Raw genomic sequence first — 11,973 nt, forward strand, 5'->3', positions numbered from 1 at the left:
CCGCCGGGGCCACCGCCCATCCCGGACGACTCCTCCCCCGCCGTGCCGGTCCCCAGCGACGTCGAGCCCGGCGTACCGTCCTGGCTCAGCCCGCCGGCGACCGTCGACCCCGCGGTCGAGCCGGAGACGAGCGTGTACGTCTCGCCCTTCGTGACGTCGGGCGAGGAGTAGACCACCGACGAGAACGACGTGGTTGCCGTGAAGGTCGCGAGCTCGCCGCCGTCGGCGTCGACGACGCTCACCACCGTGCCGGCCTCCTGCGTGCCGCTCGTGGTGATCCCGACGAACGACTGCTCCGAGTCCGCCGACGGGGTCTGCGCCATGCCGGACGCCCCGACGGCGATCAGCTCGCCGCCCGAGATCATGAACGCGCCGTTGTAGTCGAGCGCACCGTTGCCGTCGTTCGTCGGCCCCTGCACCACCACGGTCCCGCCGGTCATGACGACCGACCCGTTGGAGTCGAGGCCGTCGCCGTCGGCGTCGACCACGAGCGAGCCGCCGCTGATCGTGACGAGCACGCTCGCGTCGTTCCCCATCTCGCCGCCGCCGCCCATCGGGCCGCCCTGACTGTTCTGCCCGCCCTGGCCGCCCTGGTCGTCGGCGGTCTGCGTCGCGTCGGAGTCCTCGCTGTCGGTCGAGCCCGCGGAGCCGTTCACGCCGTCGTCGCTCGACGTCACGGAGGTGTCGCCGCCCGAGATCGTGATGACCGCGGCCTCGAGCCCCTCGTACGAGCTCGTGACCTCGACGCTCCCGCCCGAGACCTGCAGCGCCGAGTCGGCGTGGATGCCGTCGTCGCCCGTCGCGAGGCTCACGGTGCCGTCGGTCACCGACACGACGCCGTTCGAGTGGATCGCGTCGTCCGCGGAGTCGACGTCGAGCGTCCCGCCCCCGATCACGACCACCGCGTCCGCGGTGATCCCCTTCGGCGACGCGTCCTCGGCGAGCTGCGTGCCGTGCCCGCCGCCCGCGACGATCGCGATCGAGCCACCGGCGACGACCACGTCGGTCTGCGCCGCGACCCCGTCGTCGCCCGCCGTGAGGTGCAGCTCGCCGTCGGTGATCTCGACGTAGCCGAGCGCCGCGTCGTCCTCGACGTCCGACTTGAGGGCGTCTCCCCCGGCCGTCACGGTGATGGTCCCGCCGTCGACCACGAGGTAGTCCTTGCCGCGGATGCCGTCGTCGACCGCGTCGACCGTGATGGTCCCGGACTCGATGACGAGGCCGTCCTTGCCGACGATCCCGTCGTTCGCGTTGCCGTCCACGTCGAGCGCCCCGGTCCCGGTGATCGTGAGGTCCGCGGAGCTGTAGAGCGCGCCGCTGGCATCGTCGTCGTCCGCGTGGCTCGTCGTGTCGGACAGGTGGTTGCTCGAGCCGTCCGCGAGCGTCACCACGACGTCGTCGGCGTCGAGCACCTGCAGCGGCGACGTCGTGGACGACGAGACGTCCGCGCCGTCGAGCACGAGGTGCACGGTGCCGTCGCCCGCGCTGTCGACGACGACCTTCCCGTCCTCGAGCGTGCCGCTGATCGTGTAGGTGCCCTCCGCGGTGATCGTCACGGTGCTCCCGTCGACCTTCGCGCCGTCGCCGTCCACCGTGGCGGTGTCGCCGGACAACGTGATCGTCGTGCCGGACGTCGCCGCGTCGGTGCCCTGCTCGTGCGGAGCGGTGTTGTCGGCCATCACGCTCTCGACGGTGACGTCGGCGGTGGCCGCGACCGCGGTGGTGTCGGTCGAGGCGACCGTCCCTGAGCCGGTCGTCGCGTCGGTGGCCGACCCGGTGCCGTCTCCCGAGGTCGACGAGCAGCCGGCGAGGACGACCGCGACGATCGCGGCCGGGGCGACGATGCGTCCGATGGTGCGTCGCATGGTGTGTCTCCGTTCTTGGTGGGTGGCGAGGGGTCAGGCGGCGAGCGCGTGCCGGTCGAGCACGCGGCGCCACGGCGTGGCGGGCAGGTCGGGGTGCAGCACGGCCATGCCGGTGCCGTACTTCGAGATGCGCACGGGGCGATGGCCGGCTCGCCACAGGAGGCGGTCGGTCGACGACGGCGTCGCGCCGGTCTTGGTCTCGACGACGGCGAGCCCGGTGAGCTCGACGTCGCGCCCGGTGCGGGCGTCGGTCCACACCAGGTCGGTGTCGATCGTCGTGCGGCTGTCTGCTCCCGGGCCGCCGACCGGGTGGGGCCGCGCCGGGACGTGGAGCGTGATGCGTCGGTAGCTGCTGCGCAGCGTCGGGGCCATCGGTCCCACGGGGAGCGGCACGTGCTCGGTGCCGAGCACCGCTGCCGCGAACTCGCGCGCCGGGTCGGTCAGCTCCGCGCTGGCCCACGGGTCGTGCGGCAGCCGGTTCTTCACGGTCGCACCGCGTGCGCCGCGGGTCTTGACCTCGACCCAGCACTGCTCGGAGTCGACGTACGTGCGGGTGCGGACCTTGAACCGGTTGCGCCGCCTGCGCGCCGCGCCGAGATAGCTCACGAGGTCTGCCGTGTCGAAGTACACCGACTCGTAGGCGAAGGTCCGCTCTCCGTCGATCTCGAGCACGCGGGTGCTCGGGTCCATGTGCTCGAGCAGCTCCGGGACCGCGGCCGCCGGGACGACGTACTTGCGGTCGACGCGCGTCTGCAGCGCGGCGGTCTCCTGGAGCTCGGCCAGCCCGACCGGGGTCATCGCGGCGAGCGCGTTCATCGAGCCACCACCGTCGCGGTCGTCTCGACGTCGGCTGCGCCCTCGACCGCGGCCGGCGACGCTGCACCGACCTCGAAGCGCACGTCGACGGTCGTCGTGTCGTTCACGAGGTCGACCCTCTGCACCGAGACGTGGTGGACACGGCCGCCGAGCAGCCGCTCGAGGTGCGCGACGAGCGCCGTCTCGTCGGTGATCGCCCGGTCGACGACCATCGTCTGGTGGCGGTAGTCGCGCAGCAGGTGCTTGTTGTCCGCGAGCGCCACGACGAGGACGACGAGCGCCATGAAGCCGATGCTCACCGCGACGGGCACGCCTCCCAGACCGCCGATCAGGCCGAGCGCGAGCGCCGCGAAGTAGTACGCGACCTCGTGCTGCGAGAGCTCTGTCGACCTCAGCCGGATGATCGACAGCACGCCGAACAGGCCGAGCCCGAGGCCCGCCCCGACCGTGCTCTCCGCGAGCACGGCGGCGACCGCGAGGACGCCGACGTTGACGCCGAGGAAGGCGACCACGAGGTCACGGCGGCGGTGCCGAGGCAGGTAGACGGCGAACGTGAGGACGCTGATCGCGACGAGGTCGGCGACGAGCGGTGCGTACGAGGACATCGGGGGGACCTCCGGGTCGTTGTGCTGGTGGTTCCATTCAGGCGGTCGGGTCTGTGGGGTCGCTGTGCGACCGCTGAGGCACGCGGATGCGTTCGCGCAGCGCACCCGCCGGTTCGGCGGCCGACGGTCGTCCGCCGAACACCGAGGTCCGCTGGACCTGGTAGCCCACGACGAACAGCGCGAGGTCGGTCGCGACCTTCGCGACGACGAGCGGCACGTGCAGGTGCGTCAGCGCCCACAGCGAGCCGTAGCCCGCCACGGTGAGCGCGACGACGAGCGCCCAGTACCGCAGCGCCTCCGCGCGCACGGGCGAACGTCGTCGACCCGCGAACACCCACACCCGGTTGACCGCGAAGTTGACGCCCGAGCTGAGCACGCGCGCACCGACGACGCCGAGCAGCAGGTTCCCGGTCGCCGCGACGATCGCGAGCAGGGCGGTGGCGTCGACGACGAACGCGAGCAGCGAGGACGCGGCGAACCGCAGCAGCCGCGCGTAGATGCGCACCGAGTCCCGCAGCGGTCGGAAGTGCGACGACGCGTTGTGGTCCAGGTAGACCGTCGCGATCGTGACCTCCTCGACGGGCAGTCCCTCGCTCGCGGCGCGCAGCAGCACCACGAGCTCGTACTCGAACCGCTCGCCGCGCACGCCCAGCAACCACGGCAGCATCCGCGCGGGGTACGCGCGCAGGCCGGTCTGCGTGTCCTGCACGGCGACCCCGGTGGCGCCGCGGAACGCGAGCCTCGTGCACGCGTTGCCGAACCGGCTGCGGACGGGGACGCTCCCGGTGAAACGGCGTGCGCCGAGCACGACCGCGTCGTCGTCGGCGCAACGGTCCGCGACGGCCAGCACGTCCGCCGGGGTGTGCTGGCCGTCGCAGTCGGCGCAGACCACGCCGTGCCCCGGGTGCACGCGCAGGACGTGCTCGACGCCGGTCTTGAGCGCGCGGCCCTTGCCCCGGTTGGTCGCGTGCCGCAGCACGTGCGCTCCCTCGTCGGCCGCCGCGGCGAACACGTGCGCGTAGGCGGGGCCGCTGCCGTCGTCGACGACCACCACGGGCATGCCCGGCCGTGCCGAGCGCACCGCTCGCACCAGTGCGACGAGGCGAAGGTCCGGCTCGTACGCCGGGACCAGCGCGATCACGACCGCACCGCCGAGCTCAGCCCACCGATGTAGAGGATGTCCGACGTGCCGCGCTCGGTGCCCTTGCCGAGAGGGTCGTTGACCAGCTCGCCGCCGAGCACCATGGTCGAGGACCCGCCGCCGTCGATGTTGTACGCCGTCGTCGCGCCGAGATCCTGCATGATCTGCGCGAGCCCGGTCATCGTCACGCCCGCGGAGTACCCGGGGCTGCGGCCGTCGACGACGACGAAGACCAGGTGGTCGTCGCCGATCACGCCGACCGCCGTGCGTGGCTGCTCGCCCTGGATGGAGTGGTTGCCGACGTTGGTGTCGACCTCGACGTCGTCGATCCCGTCGAACACCTGGCCGTCCTCGAGCAGCGCGGGCCCGAAGCTCAGGGTGTTCCACACGCCCGCGTCGACCAGGGCCTGGGCGTCGGTCGTGGTCTCGTCGTAGACCTCGACGTGGCCGTCCCGGTAGAACGCGAGCCCCTCGCGCGCCGGCTCGTCGCGGAACACCACGCCGTCGCGGATGACGATGCCCGTGTCGCGGAACCCGTAGTAGTCGCCGTTGATCGCGAAGACCGCGTCGTTGTCCGCGGCGATGTCGGACGTGTCCTCGACGATGTTGGTGCCGAACTCGTCGTGCGCGAACGCCGAACGCAGCACGGTCGCGTCGCCGAGCGTCACGTCGGCGACGTAGTACGTGACCGTGTCGTCGCCGCTGCCGGTCGTGACCTTCGAGATCGAGATCTCCGCGTCGTCGGACGTGTACGTGGTGCTCGTCAGGACGCCGGCCGACGACGAGGTGCTCGTACCCGTCGCGCCGTCGTCCCCCGCCGCCGCGGCATGCTGCGCGATGTACGCGCTCGCGTCGGATATCTCGACGTGGTCGACGACGAACCGGTCGAGCGCCCACGCGGTGCCGCCGCCGAGCGCAAGGACGAGCGCCAGGCCCGACGAGAGGAGCATGCGTCGTCGTCGTCGCCGCCGCGGGCCGGGCGGGTGGGGTGCGTCGGGTGCGGCGCCGGTGGTGGTGGTCGGTTCCATGCCCCGTGTCTACGGAGCGGACCCAGCCCGCGGGTGTGGCACCCCTGTGGGGGTGCTGAGGGTCAGAGGTCGGCGAGCGGTGCGACGGCAGGCGCCACCGCGTCGCGGATCCATGCCGCGACGGACGTCTCGGGGATCCGCAGGATGACCTGCTCGACGCCGAGCGCCGCGAGCGGCCGCATCTCGTCGACGAACGCCGCGACGTCGCCCCTCAGCAGCGGCTCGCCCGCCGAGAGCACCGTGATCCGGATGTCCGCCGGGTCGCGGCCCACGTCGTCGCAGTGGCCCTTGAGGACGTCGATCTTGTGCGCGACCTCGGTCGGGTCGTACGCGAACAGGTTGCACGCGTCGGCGTGCTGCGCGACGAGGCGCAGCGTCTTGCGCTCCCCCGAGCCGCCCACCATGATCTCCGGCCTGCTCAGCGGCAACGGCCGGCACAGCGTCTCCGCGAGGTGGTAGTGCTCGCCGTCGAACGGCCCGTCGTCGTCCGGGTCCCACATCTGCCGGCAGATCCGCAACGCCTCCTCGAGCATCTCGAACCGCTCGCGCAGGGGCGGGAAGGGCACCCCCATCGCGGCGTGCTCGCGGTCGTACCAGGCCGCGCCGATCCCGAGGGTCGCGCGGCCTCCCGCGAGCACGTCCAGCGTCGCCCCGATCTTCGCCAGCAGCGCCGGGTAGCGGTACGTGACACCCGTGACGAGCGCTCCGACCTGCACCGTCTCGGTGCGCGCCGCGAGGAAACCGAGCGTCGTGTACGCCTCGAGCATCGGGTCCGAGGCCGGGAAGCCCGCTCGTTCCATCTGGAAGTAGTGGTCCATCACCGAGAGCCACGTCAGCCCGTGCTCCTCCGCGGCCGAGGCGGCGTCGCCGAGAGCGGCACGGATGCCCTCCGGGGGCGTCGCGTCGAAGCGGTACAGGTGCGCGCCGATCCTCATGGGGACCTCCTCCGTCGTCGGCCGGCCGTCGGATCGCGGCGTCGGTGCGACACGCGGTCCGTGGGCCAGCCCACTCCCGACGCGCCACGCGCGCAACCGGGCGCTCGGTCCCCTGCCGCCGCGCCCCGGACCTCTCGTTCCCGAGCGGCCGCCTCAGCCGCGCACGAGCTCGACGAGCCGCCGGGCGCGCTCGGGGTCGGTGACGTGGTGCGCCCCGTAGCCGCCTGCGGCGGCGCTGGGGTCGCTCACGCGGCCGCCCGCAGAGAAGTGGACCGCGTCGACGCCGATCGCGAGCAGCGCGCCGATCACGTCCTCGGTCACGCCGCCGCCGGCCATCACCTGCACGCGCCGGCCCGGCGCGGCGACCATCCGCGCGAGCGCGTCGAGCCCGGACGCGACGTCGGTCCCTCCCGCCGTGAGCACGCGGCCGACGCCGGCGTCGGCCAACGCACCGAGCGTCCCGAGCGGGTCCGCGAGCGCGTCGACGGCGCGGTGGAACGTGACCTCGACCGGCCCCGCCGCACCGACCAGCGCCGCGAGCGCAGCGTCGTCGACCGACCCGTCGCGCAGCGCGCCGACGACGACACCGTCGACGCCGGCCTCGACGAGCCGGCGCACGTCGCCGACCATCACCGCGATCTCGTCTGCGTCGTACGCGAAGCCTCCGGCCCGCACGCGCACGAGCGCGTGCACGCCGGTCCCCGTGCCCCCGGCCTCGCGCACCGCCCGCGCGGTCAGCTCGGGCGACGGTGTGAGCCCGCCCACCTCGAGCGCCCCGCACAGCTCGACGCGATCCGCACCGAGGTCGATCGCGACCCGGAGGCCGGCGAGGTCGGTCACGGCGAGCTCCACCGCGGTCCGCCGAGGCTCCTGCCGCGGGCGGGCCGCGCTGCCGCCTGCGTGGGTGGCTGCGTCGGTGGCTGCGTCGGTGGCTGCGTCACGGGATGCGTCACTGGGCGTCGTCGGCACGGCGCGACTCTATTCCGACGACGCGACCCTGCGGGGTGCGAGCCCACGCACCTGCCATGCTCGGCGCATGGCCGCGCAGTCCGTGGACGACTATCTCGTCGACTTCGACCCCGACGTGCAGGAGATCCTGCAGAACGTCCGGCTCGCCCTGCACCGCGGCATGCCGGGCGCGCACGAGCGGATCAGCTACGGCATGCCGACGATCGTGCTCGGCGACGCGACGATCCACTTCGCCGGATGGGCGGCGCACGTGGGGATCTACCCCGTGCCGCGGTTCACCGGTCCGTTGGAGGACGCCGTCGAGCCGCACCGCGGCGACAAGGCCACGGTGCGCTTCCCCTACGCGCCCGGTGTGCCGTACGACCTCGTCGAGCAGATCGCCGAGGCGATCGCGGCACAACGCGGCGCCTGACGAGCGCCTCGCCCAACCCCGTACGCCACCGGCTTTCCGGCCGACCCGGCGCTGTCACGGCGCTGTCACGGCGGACCGGCGTCGCCGGGGTCGCGCGCGGCTGCCACGGGGCTCGGCAGGAATGCCGCCGCCACGTCGCCGGTTGCGCCAGACGTGCCCGCGCTCTCCGTGCTCGACCTGATCCCCGTCCGTACCGACCAGACCACGGGTGACGCCCTGGCCGCGACGCTGGCGCTCGCCCGGAGCGCCGACGAGCTCGGCTTCGAGCGCTACTGGGTGGCCGAGCACCACAACATGCCCGCGGTCGCCTCGACGAACCCGCCGGTGCTGATGGCGATGATCGCCGCGGCGACCGCCCGGATCCGCGTCGGGTCGGGCGGCGTGATGCTGCCGAACCACTCGCCGCTCGTCGTCGCCGAGCAGGTCGCGCTGCTCGAGGCCGCGCACCCGGGACGCATCGACGTCGGCCTCGGCCGCGCCCCCGGTTCCGACCCCGTCACGAGCCACCTCCTGCGACGCGGGTCCTCGTCGGACGGTGTGGACACGTTCCCGGACGACATCGCGACGCTCAGGGCGATGCTCCGACCGGACGGTGTCAGCGTCGCGGTGGGTCAGCGGACGTACGACCTGCACGCGACACCCCGCGCGGTCGGCACGCCACTCGTGTGGCTGCTGGGGTCGTCGATGTACTCCGCGCAGCTCGCGGGCGAGCTGGGCCTGCCGTACGTGTTCGCGCACCACTTCGCCGGCCGTGGCACCGACGAGGCGCTCGCGCTGTACCGGCGCTCGTTCGTCGCGTCGGACGAGCTCGCGCGGCCGCGCACCATCGCCGTGGCGAACGTCGTCGTCGCGGAGACCGACGACGAGGCCCGCGCGCTCGCGCTGCCGAACGCCCGCTCGATGTGGCGGCTGCGCAGCGGTCAGCCGCTCGCCGCGCAGGAGCTCGTCGAGGACGCGCTCTCGTCACCCGTCGGTCCCGCCGACGAGCCGGCGCTCGAGGAGCTGACGTCGTCGTGGATCGTGGGCGACCCGACCGGCGCCGCGCGGGACGCGGTGCGGCTCCTCGAGAGGCTGGGCGCGGACGAGCTCATGGTGAGCCCCGTCGCGGGCACGCGTGCGGGGAGCCCCGCCGACCGGTCTCCCGGCCGTGAGCAGACGCTGCGGCTGCTGGCCGACGCGCTGCGGTGACATCGCGACGGGCCGGTCCCGGCCCGTCGCACGCCGAGCCCGCGCACGCGGCCCTGTCGCACGCCGACGTGCCGCACGCTGACGTCGCGGCGCCGATCCGGGTCCGATCCGGCTCCGATCCGGCTCCGATCCGGGCTACGCGCACCTCAGGCCCGTTCGAGCAGCGTCACGACCTCGTAGTGGCTCGTCTGCGGGAACATGTCGAGCAGCTGTCCGCGCACGGGTCGCAGCGACGGCATCGCCGCGAGGTCGCGAGCCAGCGACTCGGCGTTGCAGCTCGAGTACACGACGTGCCGGACCCCCGACGACTCGAGCCATCCCGCGAGCTCGGCACCGATCCCACGGCGCGGCGGGTTCACCACGACGGCGTCCGGTACGTCGTGCGACCCGAGCGCGAACGCGGTCGCGTCCCCTGCCGCGAACCGCGTCGACGTGAGCCCGAGCTCGGCGGCCGTCGTCTGCGCGCTGGCAACCGCCTCGTCGCTCACCTCGATGCCGACGACCTCACGACCCGGAGCAGCCGCGTGCAGCGCGAAGCCGCCGACCCCGCAGTACAGGTCCCAGAGGGTTCGCGGCGCGATCTGGTCGACCCATGCGGTCGCACGTCGGTAGAGCGCGGCGGCGACCTCGGTGTTGGTCTGGAAGAAGCTCCGGGGGCGGAGGTGCAGGTCGATCCCGTTCACGCGCATGCGCAGCGTCTGCTCGTCGGTGAGCACGATCTCCGCGTCGCCTTCCAGCGTCGCCTTGTGCTCGGGGTGGAGGTTGACGGAGACGACGCGCAGCCGCGGCTCCTCCGCGAGCAGGGTCGGCAGGTGCTTGCGGATCCGCGCGACCGCCTCCTGCGAGCGGAGCACGAACCGCACCATCAGCTCGTCGTCGGGCGAGCGCGTGACCAAGACGTTCTTCAGCTCACCACGGCGGCTCGGCACGTCGTAGGGCACGAGGCCCGCGAGGCCGACGAACCTCGCGAGCGTCTCGAACACGCCGGCGAGCTCGGGCGGGTAGAGCCCGCAGCCCTGGAGGTCGACGCCCGCGCCCGCGCGGTCGAGGATCCCGAGCGTCGGCGTCTCGAGGCTGCCGCCGACGACCATCTTCGCCTTGTTGCGGAACCCCGACTCCGCGCTCGCCACCGGTTCGAGCCAGTCCACGCCCCCGGGGAGCAGGTCCCGCACGTGGCGTTCCTTGCGCTCCAGCTGGACGCTGTACGGCTGCTCGATGAGCGTGCACGACCGGCACACCGCCGCGTCGTAGTAGGAGCACCGCACCTCCAGATTCTAGGTGCGCGGTCGTGAGCCATCTCCCGCCACCTGCCGGCCTCACGACGCGCTCCGCTTCGACCGATCGCACGCGCGTCACGCGGCGGCGCCGGGTCGTCGTGGTTCGTTGACGATCGTGCCGTCGCTGGTGCGCCGGAACGTGTAGGTCGCTCTGGGTCGGGCGAGCGGCGGGAGCTTCTCGGGTGGACCCAGGCTGTCGACGGCCGCCGTGCCAGGTGGGGCGACGTTCTCACCCTGCGCTGCTCCGGCCGCGTTGAGTCGCCCGCCATGCGCGATTCCGGGCGCGTCGGACGGCCCGTCGTGCGCCGCGTCGGGCGCGTCGGGGTTCCCGGCCGGGTGGTCGGGTGGTGTGTCGCTGTTCTCGATGCGTGGCCGTCGCCGCCGACCGGGTGCCGGTCTTGGCGGTGGGACGTGGCGTTCGATGGTGAGGTTGTGTTCGTGGACGCGGTGGTGGTGGTAGTCGCAGAGCATCACGGCGTTCTCGAGGGAGGTTTCGCCGTTGTCTCGGTCCCACCAGCGGATGTGGTGGATCTCGGTGAACCGGGCGGGTGTCTCGCACCCGTTCCAGGCGCATCCTTGGTCCCGCACGGTCACGGCCCGTCGGTGCGCCCCGGTGTAGACCCTCGCGGTCCTGCCGAGGTCGACGGGCACGTTGTCCGCGGTGATCGCGATCCTCGTGATGTCGCAGTCGCACAACGCCTTGGCCAGCTCCGAGAGCGCCACCGGTGTCCCGTCCTCCAGGGTCGGTGCGGGCACCCCCGCGAGCCTGGCAGCCAGGTGCCCGGCCGCGGAGCGGGTGGTGATGAGCTCACCGTCGGCGGTGCGCGGACCGGGCAGGTCGGACAACAGCGTGTCCCCGACACCCGCGACCGTGTCGCCTCTGCCCCCGGCGGCGACTGTGTCGCCTCTGCCGCCCGCGGAACCCGTGACGCCACCCATGCCGCCCGCGCCGCCCGTGCCGCCCATGCCGCCCGCGCGGCCGGTGCCGCCGGTGTTGTCGGTGTTGCGCGCGTGCCCGGTGTCGTTGCTGTCGCGACGGGCGACATCCGCCGTGGGGCCTGTTCCGTCCTGCGGCCGGCCGCGGCCGTCGGCCTGTCGGGCGTGGTGGATGCGGCCGGCCTCTCCGGCCAGGCCGGCACGATGCAGCTCGACCATCGTCTCGGCCGGGACGATCAACGAGATGTGCGGGCGGTTGCGCACCCCGGACAACCCGCCCGACCGACCGCGCGACCCGCTCCCCGCGCCCGTGGCGCCGTTCCTCGCGGCGCCACCGACCGCACCTGGAGTCTCGCCCGGACCCGCGACACCTCCCGCGGCTACCCCATGCGCACCGCCCGCCAGCGAGCCCGTCCCGGCCCCGTCGCTGCCGCACCCCAGGGCGTGGGCTGCGATGGCACCCAGGGCGTCGGCGCGGCGTTGCTGCCCGGTGCGTTCGTCTCCCTCGACCCGCGGTGAGGCGGCCTCCAGGGCGAGTCGTAGCGCGTGCCCGGTGGTGGCGTCCAGGAACCCGGTGACCTTGACCCCGGTGCCGTGACCGGACAGGTTGAAGAACCTGTCCCGCCGGGCCTGGTCGTGCTCGTCCTGCACCCGGCCCGGGTCGAAGACAGCCGCGTACTCCAGGATCGTCCTGCGGGTCTGCACCGGTGTCATACCCGTGACCGCCTCGGTGAACCTCGCCTGCGCGGCCGGGTCCGCCAACGCCTCCCGCAACCCCTGCGGCCCCTCAGCGGTGACCTG

11 protein-coding genes are annotated in these 11,973 nt (G+C 73.4%); 2 read left to right on the top strand and 9 right to left on the bottom strand.

Going from position 1 to position 11,973, the window contains the following annotated elements:
• From AW16_RS0116205 to AW16_RS0116235, 7 genes are all read right to left on the bottom strand, one after another.
• Positions 1-1,865: carbohydrate-binding domain-containing protein (locus AW16_RS0116205; protein ID WP_029292092.1), on the bottom strand; the 1,865-nt coding region annotated here is incomplete at its 3' end.
• Positions 1,866-1,898: 33 nt separating this feature from the next.
• Complete coding sequence (locus AW16_RS0116210; RefSeq protein ID WP_029292094.1) at positions 1,899-2,681, bottom strand: polyphosphate polymerase domain-containing protein; 783 nt, start codon at positions 2,679-2,681, stop codon at positions 1,899-1,901.
• The gene (locus AW16_RS0116215) at positions 2,678-3,286 is read right to left on the bottom strand and encodes a DUF4956 domain-containing protein (RefSeq protein ID WP_029292096.1); all 609 of its coding nucleotides are present in this window, start codon (positions 3,284-3,286) and stop codon (positions 2,678-2,680) included. The genes AW16_RS0116210 and AW16_RS0116215 overlap by 4 nt, the downstream gene beginning before the upstream one ends.
• Positions 3,287-3,323: 37 nt before the next feature.
• Complete coding sequence (locus AW16_RS0116220) at positions 3,324-4,427, bottom strand: bifunctional glycosyltransferase family 2/GtrA family protein (protein ID WP_051682029.1); 1,104 nt, start codon at positions 4,425-4,427, stop codon at positions 3,324-3,326.
• The gene (locus AW16_RS0116225; RefSeq protein ID WP_029292100.1) at positions 4,424-5,455 is read right to left on the bottom strand and encodes a phosphodiester glycosidase family protein; all 1,032 of its coding nucleotides are present in this window, start codon (positions 5,453-5,455) and stop codon (positions 4,424-4,426) included. The genes AW16_RS0116220 and AW16_RS0116225 overlap by 4 nt, the downstream gene beginning before the upstream one ends.
• 62 nt (positions 5,456-5,517) lie before the next feature.
• Positions 5,518-6,390 (bottom strand): TIGR03560 family F420-dependent LLM class oxidoreductase, encoded by an 873-nt coding sequence (locus AW16_RS0116230; protein ID WP_029292102.1) that lies wholly within the window; start codon positions 6,388-6,390, stop codon positions 5,518-5,520.
• 153 nt (positions 6,391-6,543) lie between these two features.
• A complete protein-coding gene (locus AW16_RS0116235) occupies positions 6,544-7,242 on the bottom strand; it encodes a copper homeostasis protein CutC (protein WP_029292104.1) in 699 nt (232 codons plus the stop codon).
• Positions 7,243-7,426: 184 nt separating this feature from the next.
• Here AW16_RS0116235 and AW16_RS0116240 point away from each other — a divergent pair, with 184 nt between their 5' ends.
• Together AW16_RS0116240 and AW16_RS0116245 are read left to right on the top strand one after the other, a co-directional pair.
• On the top strand, positions 7,427-7,771 hold the full coding sequence (locus AW16_RS0116240) for an iron chaperone (protein WP_029292106.1): 345 nt from the start codon (positions 7,427-7,429) through the stop codon (positions 7,769-7,771).
• 153 nt (positions 7,772-7,924) lie between these two features.
• Complete coding sequence (locus tag AW16_RS0116245) at positions 7,925-8,959, top strand: LLM class flavin-dependent oxidoreductase (RefSeq protein WP_029292108.1); 1,035 nt, start codon at positions 7,925-7,927, stop codon at positions 8,957-8,959.
• A gap of 146 nt (positions 8,960-9,105) precedes the next feature.
• On the opposite strand, the gene rlmC is transcribed toward AW16_RS0116245, so the two are convergent.
• Together rlmC and AW16_RS17345 are read right to left on the bottom strand one after the other, a co-directional pair.
• Complete coding sequence (rlmC, locus tag AW16_RS0116250) at positions 9,106-10,224, bottom strand: 23S rRNA (uracil(747)-C(5))-methyltransferase RlmC (RefSeq protein WP_029292110.1); 1,119 nt, start codon at positions 10,222-10,224, stop codon at positions 9,106-9,108.
• A gap of 87 nt (positions 10,225-10,311) precedes the next feature.
• Positions 10,312-11,973: HNH endonuclease signature motif containing protein (locus tag AW16_RS17345; protein ID WP_156044221.1), on the bottom strand; the 1,662-nt coding region annotated here is incomplete at its 5' end.

Origin of the sequence: Cellulomonas sp. HZM, assembly GCF_000708885.1 — a bacterium.
In the GTDB taxonomy this organism is placed as follows: Bacteria; Actinomycetota; Actinomycetes; order Actinomycetales; family Cellulomonadaceae; genus Cellulomonas.